Here is a 17,614-nt window from a genome sequence, read left to right as displayed (position 1 = left end):
GCGTTCTCGGTACCCCCGATTCCACCGGCCATGCGGTCAGCTCACCGGCGGCCCGTCCGGCCGGCCCCACCCGTCAGGGCTCTCCGCCGCGGCCACGTCCACCGGCTCGTCCTGCCGGGTGTCGGCAGGCGGCGAGGCGTCGTCCGGGGCCGGTTCCGGCCGGGCCCGGCCGTCGGTGGACGCCGGTGGGAAGCGTTCCACCAGCCGGGTCAGCGCCCCGTTGGCGAAGGTCGCGCCGAGCGCCGAGCCGGCGGCGATGCCCCACCCGACCGGGCCCAGCGGTGTGCACCCGAAGAACTGGCTGACGCCGGGCGTCTGCACCACGCCGACCAGCACGCCCACCGACGCGGCGGTGGAGGCGAGCACGGTCGGGCTGGTCCCGCCGGCCAGCACGGTCTGGCCGAGCTGGGTGCCGATCAGCGAGGCGAGCGCGACCGTACCGGCCCGCCGCTCGGTCCCGGTCCACCGGGCCAGCGTCCAGCCGGCAGTCGCGCCCAGCGTGGTCGCCGCCGCGCGTAGGCCGATCTCCCGGGTCATGGTCGCCCCCAGGGACCGGTCCGGCCCCTCCCGCAGCAGGCCGTCCGCGTGGTCGCCGCCGGGCGGCCGGACCGCGATGGCCAGCGCCGGCGCCAGGTCGGTGAGCAGGTTGACCAGGAGCAGTTGCCGGCCGGTGAGCGCGGACCGGCCGGTCGCCGCGGCGCTCAGCACGCTGAAGGCGATCTCGCCGAGGTTGCCGCCGACCAGGATGCTCAGCGCGTGGCGGACCGACGACCACATGGCCCGGCCCTCGACCAGGGTGGCGATGATGGTCTCCAGCCGGTCGTCGGTGACCACCAGGTCGGCCGCGGCGCGGGCCGCCGGGGTGCCCCGCTGGCCGAGGGCGATGCCCACGTCGGCCAGCCGGATCGCCGGCGCGTCGTTGGCCCCGTCGCCGGTCATCGCCACGGTACGCCCGGCCTTCTGCAGGGCCTGGATGATGCGTACCTTGTGGGCCGGGGTGCAGCGGGCCACCACGTCGGTGCGGGTCAGCCGCTCGCCGAGGGCATCGTCGTCGAGCTGGTCGAGTTCGGTGCCGGTGGCGACCCGTTGCGACCCGTCGTCGGGGCTGATGGTCGAGGCGATCGCCTCGGCGGTGGCCGGGTGGTCCCCGGTGATCATGATGGTGTGCACCCCCGCCGCGCGGATCCGGCGCACGGCGGGGGCGGCGCTCTCGCGTACCACGTCGGCGAGCGCCAGGAAGCCGACGAACACCAGGTCACGTACGTCCGCGTCGGTGATCGTCGCGGTCGCGGCCCGGCACTCGCCGACGGCCAGCACCCGGTGCCCGGCGCCGGCGCTGTCGGCGAGCGTGGCCTCGATCCGCTGCCGGCCCGCGGTGTCCAGCGGCTCGTCCCGGCCGCCCGGGTTGCGCCAGGAGGTGCACCGGGGCAGCACCGTCTCCGGTGCCCCCTTCACGCTGAGCAGCAGCTGCTCGCCGGTGCGCCCGACCGTCGCGTGGTAGCCACGGGACGGTTCGAACGGCAGCCCACCGGCCGGGACCCAACCCGCCGCGCCGGTGTCGGCGGAGATCCCGGCACCCCGGGCGCCCCGCAGCACCGCCCGGTCGGTGTGCTGGGGCAGCTCGTCCGGGTCGTCCGCCATGGGGGTCGCCCGCAGCCCGGCGGCCAGCGTCCGGCGCAGGCCGTCGTCGAGCCGGTCCAGCGGCGCGTACCGGCCGTCGTTACCGACCCCGGCCAGCATCAGCTGCCCCTCGGTGAGGGTGCCGGTCTTGTCGAAGCAGAGCACGTCCACCCGGCCCAGCGCCTCGATGGTGCGCGGGTTGCGGACCAGCGCGCCGTGCTCGGCCAGCCGCCGGGCCGCCGCCAGTTGCGCGGCGCTGACCAGGAACGGCAGCCCCTCCGGCACCGACGCCACGGCCAGGTTCGCGGCGGTCGCGGCCGTCTCCGCCAGCGGTACGCCCCGCAGCAGTCCCGCCCCCGCCACGGCCACCGCGGAACTGACCGCCAGCGGCACCGCCGCGCTGGTCAGCCGGCCGAGCCGGGCTTCCACCCCGCTGACCGGCGGGGACTGCCGGGCCAGCGCGAGGCTGCGCCCGGCCTCGGTGTCCGAGCCGGTGGCCACCACCACGCCGACGCCGCGGCCGGTGGCGATCGTGGTGCCCTCGTACAGCATGGACCGGCGGTCGGCGATATTCGCCGCCACCACCGGTTCGACGGTCTTGCCCACCGGCAGCGACTCGCCGGTCAGCGACGACTCGTCGGCCTCCAGGCCGACCGCCTCCAGCAGCCGGCAGTCGGCGGGCACCGCGTCCCCCGGCCCGACCAGCACCACGTCCCCGGTGACCAGGTCGTCCGCCGACACCACCTCCGCCACGCCGTCCCGGCGGACCCGGGCGGTCACCGCCGAACGGGTCAGCAACTCGGCCAGGGACCGTTCGGTGTTGCGCTGGTGCACGGCGCCGACCAGGGCCGACCCGCCGACCACGCCGCCGACCAGGGCGGCGTCGACCAGCGAGCCGAACGAGGCGGACAGCACCGCGCCGGCGACGAGCACCGGGGTGAGCGGGTTGGCCAGCTCCTCGACGAAGGCCCGGAACAGGCTGGCCTGGCCGGGCGCCTCGGTCCCGGCGGCGCCGTGCCGCCGGTGCGCCTCCGCGGCGCCGAGCCCGTCCGGGCCGGTTTCGAGCTGGCGCAGCACGGTGTCCACCGGCATCAGGTGCCAGGCGGTGGTGACCGGGACCGGCGTACACGCCGGGTCGGGCAGCCGGTGCGCCCGCCACACCCCGTTGGCGAAGGCCAGCCCGGCGGCGCCGTTCACCGCGGCCAGCGCCCGGCCGGGCAGCAGCTGCGGGTCGGTGGTGAACGCGTTGAGCGCGCCGAGGCCGGTGCCGGCCAGGCCGAGCCGGATGCTCTGCCGGGTCAACCGGCGGGCCGTACCGGCGGCCTCGATCAGCAGTCCGGGGATCCGCAGGTCGTCCCCGACCAGCAGGTGCGCTCCCCAGGGTGGGGTCTCTCGGGGGTCGGAGAGGCCCACCCCGCAGTCCGCGGCGCCCAGTGCGGAGCGGTCACCGGAGATCACCATGACGACGGCGCCGTCGCGTTGCAGGGCGCGTACCGACTCGGTGAGCCGGGAGCCGTTCGGCAGGACGGCGTCGGCGAAGCCGTACCGCTCGGGGTCGTCGGCGGCCACCACCAGCCGCAGCCCCGCCCGTCGGGCGGCGGTCGGCAGGGACTGCACGCCGGGCGCCGGCTCCTCGTCCACCCGCAGCACGGCGACCAGCCGGTCGCCCCGGGCCAGCCCGAGCAGCCGGCCGCCCGCCTCCCGTAGCCGGCGGGTGTCCGGGGTGTCGCCGGGGTCGGTGGCGTCGAGCCGGTCCAGCGGGCCGAGCCGCCAGCTGTCCGCCTGCTGGAGCCGGTCCGGCGCGTCCGGGTCGAACAACTCGAACGCCCGGCCGGCCACCTCGCCGGTGTCGGCGCCGGCCAGCGGGGCCAGGTCGGCCAGCACACCCCGGCCCGAGCCGAGCACGGCCGCGTCGAGCACCACGGTGTCGATCCGGTCCAGCTCGCGCAGCACGCCGCGGTCCATCACGATGACGCCGCGCCGGGCGAGGATCCGGCCGAGTCGGGCGGCGTACCCCTCCCGGCCGCTGCCGGGGGCCTTGGGCAGCGCGGAGAGCCCCAGCGCGGCGGCCCGCTTGCCGCCCACCACCGGCACGGCGGCGACGCCCGCGGCGGCGCCGGCCGCCAGCATCCGCTTGACGTACCGCTCGGCCGGGCCGTCCGGCTTCGGGGCGGGCCGCTCGGTACGCGGGGCCCGGGCCACCGCCCGGTCCGGGTCGCCGGTCAGCCGGGGCTCGGCCCGTTCCCAGGTGGTCAGCTGCGATCGGGCCTCGCCCCACTGCACGAGCCGCTGCGCGCCGTCGAGCACGATGCCGGTCCAGCCGCCGGCGAGGCCCTGCGCCACCGCCTCGGCGAGCGGGAAGAGCACCTCGGCGCGGGGGTCGGCGCGCAGCCCCCGGTTGGCCAGGGCGTGCAGCTTCGGGTGCAGGTCGACGGCGCTGAGCAGCCCGGCGACCTCCCCGGGCACGGGGGTGAACGGCAGGATGCGGGTGGCCGCGGAGATGGTCAGGCCGAGCGCGTCGGAGACGAGGGCGCCGAGGGTGCGGGGGGTACGCGGGCCCTCCTCGGGCGGGTGCGGCGGCGGGACGTCCGGGTCGGGTTCGTGGTCGCAGGTGTGCTCGGTGCGGGCGACGGTGGCGATCAGGTCGCGCAGTTTCGGTTCGGGCTGCCGGACGGCAACCACCACCCGGCCGGAGGGCGCGTTCACCCGGGCCCAGGCCACGCCGGGCAGCCGTTCCAGGGCCGCCTCCACCTGCCGGGCCAGCTTGTCGCCGCCGTCCTGGCAGACGCCGTGCACCTCGATGTGGTGCCGCCCGTTGCCGGACCAGACCCGGCGGCTGGTCAGGCCGGCGGCACGGGCCAGCTTCCGGGCCGCGGCGTCGACCGCGCGGGTGGCGTCGCCGACCAGCCCCGGCACCGGGAGCGGGGGCAGCAGGCGGCCGGCGACGCGGCCCAGCGGCGTCATCGAGCGGTACGGCCGGGCCGCCGGCCTCGCTTTCCGTCGCCGTCGTCGCGTCCCCTGGCGTGCGCCATGTCGCCTCCCGGTCGTCGTTCCGGCGCCCTGGCTTCCCGGCGCGGCGTCCCTTATGCCCAGGAGGTGGGGGAAATTTCCGTCGCCCAGTGGGCATGGACCGGGTGGGCGGTGGAATCCGGGGGTGGCATGACCGTGTGGACCGTCGGAGTGCCGGGGAGGCCGGGATGAGCACGTTGACGCGAGACCTGAACGCGAGGGACCGGGTCCGCTCGTACGAGCGGCGGCGGGTGGAACTCCCGGTGCTGGGCGAGGTGGCGATGCCGCCGCCGGACAAGCTGGCCTACTACGCCGGCATCGGGGTGCTGGCCGCCTTCCAGGTGATCCAGTGGCCGGTCGCGCTGGTGATCACCGCCGGGCACCTGCTGGCCGACCAGCGCGTGTCGGGCCTGGCCAAGGGAATGGGAGAGGCGTTGGAGTCCGCATGATGGCGACGCCGGACGTGGGCCCGGTCACCCGGCGTTGACCTCAATCCCGGTTGAGGTCGCAGGGTAGGGGCATGGCTGTCCCCGTGCCGAGGTTGCCCCCGGCGTACCCGATGTTCCTCCGCCACCCGGCGGGCCGGCGGTGACCGCGACCGCCACGCCGACCGCCCCGGTCGAGGGCCTCTACACCCCGCGACTGCGGGCGATGACGGTGGGCAGCGTGGCGCTGGTGTCGCTGCTGGCCTTCGAGGCGCTGGCCGTGGGCACCGCGATGCCCACGGTCGCCCGCAGCCTGGACGGGCTGGGCGGGTACGCACTGGCCTTCGGCGGCCCGCTCGCCCTGGGAGTGTTGGGCATGGTCGCCTCCGGCGTCTGGTGCGACGCCCGAGGGCCCCGCCCCGCCATGTGGGCCGGTCTGGCTCTCTTCGTGTCCGGGCTGCTGCTCGCCGGCTCCGCCTCGCTGATGGGGGTGCTGGTCGCCGGGCGGATGGTGCAGGGCTTCGGCAGCGGTCTGCTGTCGGTGGCGCTCTACGTGATCGTCGGGCTGGCCTACCCGGAGCGGCTGCGCCGCCGGATCTTCGCCGCCTTCGCCGCCGCGTGGGTCGTACCCTCGCTGGTCGGGCCGGTGGTGGCCGGCCTGATCGTGGAGCACCTCGGCTGGCGGTGGGTCTTCCTCGCGGTGCCGCTGATCGCGGTGCCCGCGGTCCTGCTGATCCAGCCCGGCCTGCGCGCGCTGGGGGTCACCGGGCGGCGCCGGCCGCCCGCCGGCTCGGCGGGCCGGATCGGTTGGGCGTGCGGGGCGGGGGTGAGCGCCGCACTGCTGCATCACGGGGGGCAGCAGCGCGGCGCCACCGCCGTGGTGGTGGTGTCGGTGGCGCTGGCCGGTCTGCTGGCCAGCGTCCCGCACCTGCTGCCGGCCGGGTTCCTGCGCGCCGCGCGAGGGCTGCCCACGGTCGTCGGCCTGCGGGCGCTGGCGGCGGCCGCGTTCGCCGGGGCGGAGGTGGTGATCCCGCTGATGCTGTCCCGGGAACGCGGGCTGACCCCGACCGGTGCCGGCCTGGCGCTCACCGTCGGGGCGGTCTCCTGGTCGCTGGGCTCCTGGTTGCAGGGGCGGCTGCCGGCCCCGGCGTCGACGGCCACCCTGCCCCGGGCCGGGCTGGCGTGCATCGCGATCGGCACCGCGGGAACGGCCGCCGTCCTGCTTCCGCAGGTGCCGGTGCCGCTCGGGATGGTGGCGTGGGCGGTGGCCGGGCTGGGCATGGGACTGCTCTTCCCGTCGCTGTCGGTGCTGACCCTGAGCCTCTCCGCCCCCGGCGAGGAGGGCCGGAACAGCTCCTCGCTGCAACTGGGCGACTCGCTGGCCTCCGCCACCGTGCTCGCCCTGATCGGCACTCTGCTCGGCATGGGGAGTGCGCCGGGGCCGGCCGGGTACGCCGGAACCCTGGCGGTGGCCGCCGGCTGCGCGCTGGTCGGCGCGCTGGTCGCCGGGCGGGTGGTGCCGGAGGGCGCGGCGGCCTGAGCCCGGCGGGTGGCCACCCCGTCACGTACGGGGGACCCGGGGAAAAATGAGGAAGTTGCTGGTCCTGACCGACCTAGCCTGAGGGCATGCTGGTCGTCGTCGTCACCGTGCTCCTGTATGTCTTCGGTTTCGTCTTCCTCTACGGCGTGATCCGGCTCGCGGTCCGCCACGGTCTGGAGGACCGGGAGGGCCGCCGGGCGCAACTGCTGCACGCCGAGCAGCGCGCCGTCACCGGGGATCGGGCCTTCATGGGGGACAACGCCTTCCTCACCGGCAACTGACCACGCCGTCGCCGCGGCTTGGGTCGGTCGGGCTGCTCCGCCGGGTCGGCCGCCGGACCGCAGCACCCGTCCTGGCCGCGTCCGGGTGGGACGCGCCGGGGCCTCGGCGAGCGTTTCCCGCCGGTGGGTGCGAGGATCGCTCCCGTGATGGGGACGTTGAAGACCGAACCCGCCCGCACCCGGCTGGACCTGCTCGCGCCGCCGGTCGCCGCCGCGATCGAGCAGTGGCCCGCCGAGGCGCCGGCGGACGTCGACGAGGTGCTGGTCGCGCCGATCGATGCCGAACTCGCCGACACCGCCGCCTTCTGCGCCGCGTACGAGGTGGAGTTGGCCGAGTCGGCCAACTGCGTGGTGGTGGCCGGCAAGCGCGGTGGTGAGGTCCGGTACGCGGCCTGCCTGGTGCTCGCCACCACCCGGGCCGACGTCAACGGGGTGGTCCGCCGGATGCTGGACGTCCGCAAGGCCAGCTTCGCGTCGATGGCCGAGGCGGTCGAGCTGACCGGCATGGAGTACGGCGGCATCACCCCGATCGGGCTGCCCGAGTCCTGGCCGATCCTGGTGGACTCGCGGGTGGTCGCCACGCCGCACGTGATCATCGGTTCCGGCGTACGGCACAGCAAGATCGCTCTGCCCGGCCCGGCGCTCGGGGTGCTGCCCGGCGCGCAGGTGGTGGAGGAGCTCGCCCGGCCGGCGTGACCCGGCGTCGATCTTGTTCCACGTGAAACATCAAGACGGTCGATGCGGGCCGGCGGCTCAGACCTCGCCGGCCTCCCGGCGGCGCACCTCGTCCAAGGCGGCGAGCAGCGTCTCCGGTTCCTGGGCGCCGGTGACCGCGTACTTGCCGGCCAGCACGAACGTCGGCACGCTGGTCACCCCGAGCTGGTGCGCGGCCGACAGGTCGGCGGCCACCTCGCGCCGGCCCAGGTTCGACTCCAGGTACGCGCGCGCGTCGGTCTCGTCCAGGCCCACCTCGGCCGCCAGCTCGACCAGCGCGTCCGTCGACCCGACGTCCATCCCGTCCTGGAAGTGCGCCCGGTAGAGCCGCTCCACCAGCTCGGCGGCCCGGCCCCGTTCGGCGGCGAACCGCACGAGGCGGTGCGCCTCGAAGGTGTTCGCGGCCACCGCGCGGTCGAAGTGCATCTCGATTCCCGCGCCTGCGGCGACTCCGGTGACGCGGGCGGCCATCCCCTCCGCCTGGTCCCGGCCGCCGAACTTCGCACCCAGCGCCTCGATCAGCGGCTTCGGCTCGGTGACCGGCGTCGGGTCGAGCTGGAACGGCCGGTACCGGACGGTCACCTCGCCGTCGTACGACTCCAGCGCCTGTTCCAGCCGGCGCTTGCCGATCCAGCACCAGGGGCAGACCACGTCGGCGTAGATCTCGATCTCCATGAACCGGGACAACCCGAAGCTCAACCGAGTTGTTCCCGGACCTGGCGCTTGAGCCGGGCCAGGATCGCCGTGCCACCGCGTACCCGCAGCGGGCTGATCGCCTGGGCCAGCCCCATCCGCTGGTAGAGGTCGTCCGGCACGGCCAGCACCTGCGTGGCGTCGGCGCCGGCCAGGCCCTCGGCGAGGATGCCGGCGAAGGCGCGGGTGGTCGGCGCCTCCGGCGGGCAGTCGAACCAGGTGATCACCGTGTTGTCCGGCTGCACCTGGGCGCGCAGGAAGAACGCCGTCTGGCACTCCGGGACCTGCTCCATGCCCTCCCGGTCGATCCCGGTGGGCAGCGGCGGGATGACGTCCGCGTACTCCAGCAGCATCTCCAGCACCACGTCGCGGGGCGCGGCGGCGAACTCGTCGACGATCTCCGCCAGCTTGGTCGGCATCTCGGGCATTCGTCGAGGCTACCGCCGCCCGTCGGCCGCCGTGCTCGCGCACGGGTGGGTGGGTGTTGAGAAGGGGCCCCTGCTCTACCGAAAGCGTTGAGCGGGGCCCCCTCCTTGCCTCTCACATGTTGGGGGCGGCCTCGGTGATGTCGCTCAGGGCCGAGGTGGGGTCCAACTGCATCGCCAGGTCGCCGAGGGAGACGATGCCGACCAGCTTCCGGTCGCTGTCGCAGACCAGCACCCGGCGGATGTTGCGCTCGCGCATCAGCGACGCCGCCTCGTTGGCCGTCGCGTGCTGCTCGATCATCACCACCTCGCGGGTGATCACCGAGCCGATGGGCGTCGCCGCCGGGTCGAGTCGATCGGCCACCGCCCGGATCACGATGTCCCGGTCGGTCACCATGCCGGCCAGCGTCGCCCCGTCGGTGACCACGACATCGCCGATGTCGGTGTCCCGCATCACCCGGGCCGCCTCGTCGAGCATGGTCTCCGCCGAGAGGTAGACGACCTGTCTTGTCATCACGTCGGAGACGCGTAGATCCGCCATCGAGAGCCTCCCCGGCACAAAAGAAGTCGATTCTCGACCGGTACCCACCGCCACGGCCGTTACACCCGCTTTGCCCGCTCCGCGGTCAGCCGCTCCACCAACTCGTCGACGGGCAGCTCGGCCCGCTCCCCGCCGGCCCGGTCGCGCAGCTCGACGTACCCGTCGGCGAGCCGGCGGCCGACCACCACCGTGCGCGGGATCCCGATCAGCTCCGCATCGGTGAACTTCACCCCGGCGGAGACGTGCGTCCGGTCGTCGACCAGCACCCGCAGCCCGGCGGCGGCCAGCCGTCCGCCGAGGTCGAGCGCCGCGTCCAGCTGCGGCCCCTTCCCGGCGGCCACCAGGTGTACGTCGCACGGCGCGACCTCCGCCGGCCAGACCAGGCCCCGGTCGTCGTGGTGCTGTTCGGCGATCGAGGCGACCGCCCGGGACACGCCGATGCCGTAGCAACCCATGGTGGGGCGGACCGGCTTCCCCTGTGGACCCAGCACGTCCACGGCGAACGCGTCGGTGAACCGGCGGCCGAGCTGGAAGATGTGCCCGATCTCGATGCCCCGCCGCATGGTCAGCTCGCCGTCCCCGCAGGCCGGGCAGCGGTCGCCGGGCCGTACCTCGGCGGCCTCGATCGTGCCGTCGGGGGTGAAGTCGCGCCCGCAGACCACATTGGTGGCGTGCCGGCCCGGCTCGTTCGCCCCGGTCAGCCAGGACGTGCCGGTGACCACCCGGGGGTCGACCAGGTAACGGACGCCGTGCTTGGCGAGGATCTGCGGCCCGAGGTAGCCGCGGACCAGCTCGGGGTGCGCCGCCCAGTCGTCGAACACCGCGACGGTGGCCGGGTGCACCGCCGCCGCCACCCGCTTGAGGTCCACCTCCCGGTCGCCCGGCAGGCCGATCACCAGCAGCTCGGCCTGCTCGGCGCCGGGCCGGCGCACGGTCAGCACCACGTTCTTCAGGGTGTCCGCGGCGGTCCAGTCGGTGCGGCCGGCGAGCGCCCGGGCGTTGGCCAGCGCCACCAGGGACGCGATGGTGGGCGTCTCCGGGGTGTCGTGCGCCTCGGTGGCCGGGTGCGCGTGCGGGTCACCGGCGGCCGGGGCCGGGGTCACCACCGCCTCGGTGTTCGCGGCGTAGTCGCAGGCGGTGCAGCCGACGTAGGTGTCCTCACCGACCGGCGTCGCGGCCAGGAACTCCTCCGACGCCGAGCCGCCCATCGCCCCGGACATCGCCCGCACCACGGTGAAGTCCAGCCCGAGCCGGGTGAAGATCCGCCGGTACGCCTCCCGGTGCCGGTCGTACGCCCGCTGGAGCCCCGCCTCGTCCAGGTCGAACGAGTACGCGTCCTTCATCAGGAACTCGCGCCCGCGCAGCACGCCGGCCCGCGGCCGGGCCTCGTCGCGGAACTTCGTCTGGATCTGGAACAGCGTCACCGGGAAGTCCCGGTACGAGGTGAAGAGGTCCTTCACCAGCAGCGCGGCCAACTCCTCGTGGGTCGGGGCGAGCAGGTGCTCGGCGCCCTTGCGGTCGGCGAGGGTGAACAGAAGATCGCCGTACTCCGTCCACCGCCCGCTGGTCCGGTACGGCTCCGCCGGCAGCAGCGCCGGGAAGTGCACCTCCTGGTCGCCGATCGCCGCCATCTCGGCGCGGACGATCTCGGTCACCCGGTCCAGCACCAGCTTGCCCAGCGGCAGCCAGGTGTAGCCGCCCGGCGCGGCGCGGCGAACGTAACCGGCGCGGAGCAGGAGCCGGTGGCTCGGCACCTCCGCGTCGGCCGGATCCTCGCGCAGGGTGCGGAGCAGCAGGGTCGACATGCGCAGCAGCATTGCCGCAGCCTACGACCGCCGGAGGCAGGCCGGCGATCCTATTCGGCGCGGCAACCGGCCGCTACCTCCGCTCGGCCCGCCGATCTTGGCAAGTTGTCATCGTCATGAGCGGCGACTAGCCCAGATCTCAAAGCGGTGGCCGGAACGCGGGGCGTCGCGGCCTCCACAGCGACGTTCCGGTCCGATATGGTGGGCCCGCTTCTCCTGCTCGCATCGATCGGGCCCAGGAAACTCGCCGTGCCCGACGCTCCGCTGAGCAGGTCGGCTGTGGCCATCACCCCGCCACGCCGTAACCGATCACTGTGCGGCCAGTGCCGGCCTGAGTTGGTCCTCCTGGAACGAATCGAGACCGCATGAACAGCAGAAACCGTGCCCGCACCGGGCGTCGCCTGATCCCCGCCCTGCTGGCCGGCGTGGTCAGCCTGGCGGCGGTCACCGGGCTGACGCCGGCCGCCGAGGCCACCACGACCGCCGCCGGAGCCGGCGGCACGGCCGCCGACGCCAGCATGACCGCCGCCGCGGCGGCCGGCACCGCCGGGCCGCAGCCCGGGACGTACACCGGAGTGGGTTTCGACGCCTGCACCGCGCCCTCGTCCGCGGCCATGCGGGCCTGGCTGGCCTCGCCCTACCGGGCGGTCGGCATCTACTTTGGTGGGGCCAACCGCGCGTGCGCCCAGCCCAACCTGACCGCCGCCTGGGTCACCGAGCAGCAGGCGGCGGGTTGGCACCTGATGCCGATCTACCTGGGGTCGCAGGCCCCGTGCTCGCTGTCCAGCAAGCGCTACCTCATCGACCCGCCGAACGCGGCGGCGCAGGGGCGGGCGCAGGCCGAGGACGCCGTGGCGCAGGCGAAGGCGATCGGGCTGGCGCGGCAGAGCGTGCTCATCTTCGACATGGAGGCGTACCGGACCGGGGACGCCGGCTGCCGCACCGCCGTGCTGTCGTTCATGAGCGCGTGGACCGCCCGGCTGCACGACCTCGGCTACCTCTCCGGCTTCTACAGCAGCATGGCCTCCGGGGTCGCGGACCAGGTGGCGGCCTACGACCAGCCCGGCTACGCACGCCCCGACTTCCTGGACTTCGCCCGCTGGGATGGGGTCGCCACGGTGGACGATCCGGCCATACCCGGCACGTACTGGGCGCCGAAGCGCCGGATGAAGCAGTACCGGGGTGACCACACCGAGACGTGGGGCGGGGTCACCATCAACATCGACAGCAACTACCTGGACGTGGCCGTGCCGCAGCCGGCCCCGCCCATGCCCGGCGACTTCACCGGCGACGGCTGGCCCGACCTGGTGGCCCGGCAGACCTCCAACGGCTCGCTGTACGTCTATCCCGGCAACGGCACGTCCCTCACCGGCCGCAGCGTCGTCGGCACCGGCTGGAACGGCATGGACGCGATCATCCGGACCGACTTCACCGGGGACGGTCGCGAGGACGTCATCGGCCGGGTCAAGTCGACCGGCGAGGCGTGGCTGTATCCCCGGACGGGGTCGGGCTGGGGTAGCCGGAGCCGGATCGGCACCGGCTGGAACATCCTGCGGGAGATCACGCCGGCCGGCGACTTCAACCGGGACGGCAATCGCGACCTGCTCGCCGTGCAGACCTCGAACGGCTACCTGTACCTCTACCCGGGGCGCGGCACGGGCTTCGGCACCCGGGCCATCGTCGGGTCCGGCTGGAACGGCATGGACGAGCTGGCCGGGGTGGGTGACTTCAACCGCGACGGCTACCCGGACCTGATCGCCCGGCAGAAGAGCAACGGCAACCTCTACCTGTATCCGGGGCGCGGCACCGGGTTCAGCCCTCGGATTCAGGTCGGTTCGGGCTGGAACGGGCTGCGGGACCTGGTCGGCGTCGGTGACTTCAACGACGACGGCTACCCGGACCTGATCGCCGTCGAGAAGTCGACCAACTACCTGTACCTCTACCGGGGCAAGGGCACCGGCTTCGTCGGCCGGGTCCGGATCGGCACCGGCTGGAGCGGGATGCAGCCGCTGCTCTAGGCGTACGGCTGTCGATGCGACCCGCCGACCCGGCGGCAAGCACGGCTCGCGAAGGTCGAAGGTGGCCCGTACGCTGCCCGAATGACCACGGGGGCAGTCTTCAGCGACTTTATCGTGACGGATTCGCAGCGGCTCGACTTCCGGTACGAGATCGACCGGGGCGGCGATCGCGCCGCGGGTGAGATCTACTTCGAGGCCAGCCGGCCGATTCCGTTCGCACCGGATACGGTGGCACTGGCGCTGTCCACCATGTGCGGTCCAGCCTACGACCGGGTCCAGCTCGACCTGCGGATCTCCCCGGCGGTGAAACAGGTCGTCGAGTCCTTCGTACGCGGGAAAGTGACCGCTCCGATCCGCGAGCGGCCGGCCGGCGGGGGGCGGCGGGAGGGGAACGTCCTCAACTTCAGCGGCGGCTTCGACTCACTGGCGGCGCTGCACCTGATGCCCGAGGAGACCAGCCTGGTATCCATGGACTTCGGCGGACGCTTCGCGAAGGAGCGGCCGTTCTTCGAGAAGTTCGGGCCGACGATCATCTCGACGAACATCGTGGGTACGGAGTTCCAGCGGAACTCGTGGTCGTTCATGGGCATCGGGGCGATCCTGACCGCGCCACTGCACTCGGCGAGGTACATGACGTTCGGCAGCATTCTGGAAGCCGGCGTGGACAACCTGCGGCGGGTGCCCGTCACCAGCCGAGGGCAGACGTTCCCGCCGTTCCTGGGGGCTGGCTACCGCAACGCGCCGTACGTCGCCGGCATCACCGAGGTCGGCACGGCCATGCTCCTCATCACGTACTCGCCGGAGGCCATCAGCGAATCGCTCGCCTCGCTGGCGCTGCCCGGCGAGGAGAAGCTCTACCGGAAGTACGTGCTCGCCACCATCGCGGCGCAGCGCGCCGGCGGGATGATCGACCTGAAGGAGCCGCCGGTGCCGAACATCAAGCGGCCCTTCGGCCGGAACTTCACCGCGGACTTCCTCTCCCTCTACATCCGCAAGTTCGCCGGCGCCGACGTGCGCGACAAGTTCCTCACCGACGTCCCCGAGCACATCGACGCGCTCTCCGACCGGCTCAGCCTGACCTTCTACGAGCGGATCAACACGACCATCATGCAGAAGTTTCCCGCCGCGCTGGCCGGCCGCCTGTACGGGCGGGCGGCGGGCGCGGGCCTGATCCCCTACACCGAGGACGACTGGCGCGAGTACGCCGAGGTGCGGGACGCGCTCGCGCCGTACCATCCGACCGTCGCGAAGTAGCGGGCGTTACCGGTCGGCGGACCGCCGGGCGTCAATGGGCCGCTCCCCTCCGCACGTCGGCCGGAACCTGCCTGCGCAACTCGGCGAGCATGGCCTCGTGCGGGTCGGTCGCGGTGACCGCGACCCCGGACCGCGCGAACAGGCGGGTCGCTCACGCCGGTGACATGACTTTCGAGGTCGGCAGGATTCCTCTCCCGGATCGGCAACCATCGCGGTCGGAGGTGGCGTCTGGGAGGGCGTCAGCATCGCGCGTCACCTACCCCTGAGGATCGGCTTGTGTGGACTGTCAAGTGAGCGAGTTCGACGCCTTCGTCCGCGCCCGTACCCCCGCCCTGCTGCGCTCGGCCTACCTGCTCACTGGCGATCAGCATCTCGCCGAGGACCTCGTCCAGTCGGCGTTGGCCCGCACCCACCGGTCCTGGCACCGGCTGCACGACAGCGGGAACGCCGAGGCGTACACCCGCAAGGTCATGTACCACCTTCAGGTTTCCTGGTGGCGGCGTCGCCGGGTGCCCGAGTCGATGTCGGGCGTGCTGCCCGAGCCACGCGGAGGCGGCTCGGTGCCCGACCACGCCCAGCAGACCGCCCTGCGGCTGACCCTGCGGGCCGCCCTGCTGAAGCTCTCCCCCAAGCAACGGGCTGTGCTGACCCTGCGGTTCTTCGAGGACCGCACCGAGTCCGAGGCCGCCGACCTGCTCGGGGTCACGGTCGGCACGGTGAAGAGCCAGACCGCCAAGGCGCTGGCGAAGTTGCGCGCCGTCGCTCCAGAACTGGCCGAGCTGTACGTCCTGGAAGGAACCGTTCGATGAACGCCGACCGCCTCCGGGCCGACCTCGCCGACCTCGCCGAGGAGGTGACCCCGGTCGACCTGCGGGACCAGGCCCTGCGCACCTCCCGCCGGCTGGTCATCCAGCGTAGGGTCGCCACCTCAGCGGCGGCGCTGGCGCTGGTCGGTGTGGCGACCGGCTCGGCTCTCGCCATCCGGTCGGCCACCGGTGGGCTCGGGCCGGTGCCAGCCGACTCCCCGTCCGTCACCGGCGGGCCGTCCGCCGGGCCGGCGCCGACCTCGTCCGCCCCGGCGCCGCGTGGCTCGGCGCCCAGCTCATCCGGGTCACCGGCCGCCGGCACCTCTGGGCCGAGCCGGAAACTGCTGACCGTGGCCGAGGTGAAGAACGCCCAGATCCCGCTGCCACCCTGGCCCGGCGACGCCTGCGCGGCCGGTACCTACCAGTTCCGCCAGGGCGCGGTGCTGTCCGGGTCGGCGCCGGACTCGAAACCGCTCCTCCTCATGGACAGGCCGTCGATCGCGGATGTCGACGGCGATGGCGAGCCCGAGGCCGTGGTCACGTTGACCTGCAAACCTGGCTCCACGTCGGCCCAACAGGTGATCGCCCTGGTGCGCGGGCCGGCGGGCCTTGTGCCTCTTGGCGTGGTCGCGCCCGCCGGTCAGCGGGACAGCCAGGTCAAGGGCGTCCAAGCGCTGGCCGACGGGTCGGTGCGCGTGCGCTGGGTGGACACCCAACGGGGTTCCGCCGGGGCGGAGCAGTGGCGGACGTACCGCTGGAACGGCAGCGCGTTCCGCCAGATCGCCGGGCCGACCGGGTTCCCCGAACTGCGGGTCGATCTGAAGGTCACCGCCGTGCCGCTCGTCCTGGTCAAGGATCCCAGCGGCAAGTACCTCGGCGACCTGAAGGTGACCGTGACCAACGTCGGCGACCTGGCCGTCGGGCGCCCCGAACTCCGGCTGACCCTGCCGGCCGGGGTCGGGATGAACACCGAGATCGACGGGGTGGGCCCGATCGACCCGGGCCGGTCGCGGACCCTGCTCTACACCTTGGAGGCCACCTCCCCGATCGGTCCACGCGTCGGCCGGGTGACGGTGACCAACGACCTGGGCGACGACGACTCGGGTAACGACGAAGCGATGTGGACCGTCCAGACCAGCGAGTCTTGACCGATCGAGAGCAGCGGGCGGCACCGACCCCGGGTCGGTGCCGCCCTTCGTCATCCCGCTGCCCGGCGGCGGGTCACCCGATGCCTCCGGGCCGGAAAAGGTTGCCGCTCTCGGGAAGATCGGAATGTCGGATGGTGGCGGGCGGAGAACGGCAACTCTGCCGCCCGCGGGACGGCTCTCGGGTGGTGTCAGATCGACCACTCCTCAAGGAGCGACGCGATGAATCTCGCCACCACACCCCGTACCCTCTCCGCCGCGTTGCGGCGGGCACCTCGCGCGCTGCTGGCCAGCACCGCGCTGCTGCTGGCGGTCGGGGCCGCCGGCTGCGCCGCGTCGCCGACCGGGACGACCGCCGCCCGGCCGTCCACCGCACTCGGCGCCACCGCCACCGCCACTGCCATGGGCGGTGCCGCGCCGGCGGTCACCGCCAGCCGACCGCTCACCGTCCTTCCGGCCGCCGCCCGCACCGTCAGCTGGCCGCTGCTGACCTGGTACACCCCTCAGCGGTACGCGCCGCACGCCGCCCCGGCCCGGATCTGGCGGCAGACCCCCGCTGGCAAGTGGCAGCTGGTTCGGCAGGGCATGCCCGGCGTGAAGGGCAGCCTGAGCAACGTCGCCGTCTCGCCCGACGGCCGGCGGGCCACCTGGTTGGCGTCCGCCCAGCGTCGCCTCGTCATCGACCGGTTCACTGGTGGCGCCAAGCGGACCGTGCCGGTGGCGAACGGGCCGGCCTGCGAGCCGAGCTGGCTGGACAACCTGCGGGTGGTCTACGCCCAGGGCCGGGAGGGCGACTGGACGTACCTCGGGGTGAACGCCGACGGCACCGGCCGGCGGGTCTTCGCCACCCACCAGAAGAGCTGCCCGACGGTGGCCGGGACCGCTGTGCTCGCCCGATATGACGCCCGGACGGTCACCCTGTTCGGCGAGGGTGGCCCCCGGCGCACGGTGAAGCCGCGTATCCCGGCCGGCCTCAAGATCCACGGCGTGGCGGGTGTCTCCGGGGACGGGCGAAACATCGTGATCAGCACCCACGTGCCCAGCCCGGGCGAGTGCGCCTGCGGCTGGCGGATCCGCAACTACCGGGTCTCCATGGCCACCGGCGCGGCCGTCGAGCTCGCGCCGCTGGACCGGGCCTGGCGCAAGCCGACCGGCCGGGGCCTCGTCGAGAAGATCGTCTTCCTGCGCACCGGTGGCCTGGTCGCCCAGACCAATGCGGCGATGCCCGGTGACGACTCCCCGCGCTACCGACTCGTCCGGTACGGCACCGACGGCCGGGTGGTGGGCAGCCGGTCGGTGCCGGCAGGTGACCAGTGGGCCAGCCGCCTGTTGGGCTGA

14 protein-coding genes are annotated in these 17,614 nt (G+C 74.0%); 9 read left to right on the top strand and 5 right to left on the bottom strand.

What is annotated here, in order from left to right; genetic code table 11:
• Nucleotides 1-36: 36 nt before the first annotated feature.
• Nucleotides 37-4,584 (bottom strand): cation-translocating P-type ATPase, encoded by a 4,548-nt coding sequence (locus tag AB0H57_RS06585; RefSeq protein WP_357503390.1) that lies wholly within the window; start codon nt 4,582-4,584, stop codon nt 37-39.
• Between the two features lie 233 nt (nt 4,585-4,817).
• Here AB0H57_RS06585 and AB0H57_RS06580 point away from each other — a divergent pair, with 233 nt between their 5' ends.
• The 4 genes from AB0H57_RS06580 (at nt 4,818) to AB0H57_RS06565 (ending at nt 7,571) form a co-directional block, all read left to right on the top strand.
• On the top strand, nt 4,818-5,078 hold the full coding sequence (locus AB0H57_RS06580) for a hypothetical protein (protein ID WP_357503388.1): 261 nt from the start codon (nt 4,818-4,820) through the stop codon (nt 5,076-5,078).
• A gap of 139 nt (nt 5,079-5,217) precedes the next feature.
• Nucleotides 5,218-6,594: an MFS transporter gene (locus AB0H57_RS06575; protein ID WP_357503386.1), complete on the top strand. Its 1,377-nt coding sequence runs from the start codon at nt 5,218-5,220 to the stop codon at nt 6,592-6,594.
• An 86-nt stretch (nt 6,595-6,680) separates the two neighbouring features.
• Nucleotides 6,681-6,875, top strand: coding sequence for a hypothetical protein (locus AB0H57_RS06570; protein WP_357503384.1), 195 nt, complete (start codon nt 6,681-6,683; stop codon nt 6,873-6,875).
• A gap of 147 nt (nt 6,876-7,022) precedes the next feature.
• Nucleotides 7,023-7,571 carry a YbaK/EbsC family protein gene (locus AB0H57_RS06565; RefSeq protein WP_357503704.1) on the top strand — a complete coding sequence of 183 codons (549 nt, stop codon included), beginning with the start codon at nt 7,023-7,025 and terminating at the stop codon, nt 7,569-7,571.
• A 57-nt stretch (nt 7,572-7,628) separates the two neighbouring features.
• Here AB0H57_RS06565 and AB0H57_RS06560 read toward each other — a convergent pair whose 3' ends face one another.
• The 4 genes from AB0H57_RS06560 to AB0H57_RS06545 form a co-directional block, all read right to left on the bottom strand.
• Nucleotides 7,629-8,264 carry a DsbA family oxidoreductase gene (locus AB0H57_RS06560; protein ID WP_357503702.1) on the bottom strand — a complete coding sequence of 212 codons (636 nt, stop codon included), beginning with the start codon at nt 8,262-8,264 and terminating at the stop codon, nt 7,629-7,631.
• Between the two features lie 20 nt (nt 8,265-8,284).
• Nucleotides 8,285-8,710 carry a SufE family protein gene (locus AB0H57_RS06555; protein ID WP_357503382.1) on the bottom strand — a complete coding sequence of 142 codons (426 nt, stop codon included), beginning with the start codon at nt 8,708-8,710 and terminating at the stop codon, nt 8,285-8,287.
• A 112-nt stretch (nt 8,711-8,822) separates the two neighbouring features.
• The gene (locus AB0H57_RS06550) at nt 8,823-9,248 is read right to left on the bottom strand and encodes a CBS domain-containing protein (RefSeq protein ID WP_357503380.1); all 426 of its coding nucleotides are present in this window, start codon (nt 9,246-9,248) and stop codon (nt 8,823-8,825) included.
• A 59-nt stretch (nt 9,249-9,307) separates the two neighbouring features.
• Complete coding sequence (locus tag AB0H57_RS06545) at nt 9,308-11,065, bottom strand: proline--tRNA ligase (RefSeq protein ID WP_357503378.1); 1,758 nt, start codon at nt 11,063-11,065, stop codon at nt 9,308-9,310.
• Between the two features lie 353 nt (nt 11,066-11,418).
• On the opposite strand from AB0H57_RS06545, the gene AB0H57_RS06540 reads away from it, so the two are divergent.
• From AB0H57_RS06540 to AB0H57_RS06520, 5 genes are all read left to right on the top strand, one after another.
• On the top strand, nt 11,419-13,071 hold the full coding sequence (locus tag AB0H57_RS06540; protein WP_357503376.1) for a glycoside hydrolase domain-containing protein: 1,653 nt from the start codon (nt 11,419-11,421) through the stop codon (nt 13,069-13,071).
• Between the two features lie 81 nt (nt 13,072-13,152).
• Nucleotides 13,153-14,325 (top strand): hypothetical protein, encoded by a 1,173-nt coding sequence (locus tag AB0H57_RS06535; protein ID WP_357503374.1) that lies wholly within the window; start codon nt 13,153-13,155, stop codon nt 14,323-14,325.
• A gap of 278 nt (nt 14,326-14,603) precedes the next feature.
• Nucleotides 14,604-15,134, top strand: a complete 531-nt coding sequence (locus AB0H57_RS06530; protein WP_357503372.1) for a SigE family RNA polymerase sigma factor — start codon at nt 14,604-14,606, stop codon at nt 15,132-15,134.
• Entirely contained in the window at nt 15,131-16,279 is a 1,149-nt protein-coding gene (locus AB0H57_RS06525; RefSeq protein ID WP_357503370.1) for a hypothetical protein, read from the top strand. Before AB0H57_RS06530 ends, AB0H57_RS06525 begins: the two co-directional genes overlap by 4 nt.
• A 219-nt stretch (nt 16,280-16,498) precedes the next feature.
• Nucleotides 16,499-17,614: a hypothetical protein gene (locus AB0H57_RS06520; protein ID WP_357503368.1), complete on the top strand. Its 1,116-nt coding sequence runs from the start codon at nt 16,499-16,501 to the stop codon at nt 17,612-17,614.

This window comes from Micromonospora sp. NPDC050686, assembly GCF_040654475.1.
GTDB lineage: Bacteria > Actinomycetota > Actinomycetes > Mycobacteriales > Micromonosporaceae > Micromonospora.
Note: the sequence above shows the minus strand (reverse complement) of the source record. Positions and strands in the feature narration are given on the sequence as shown.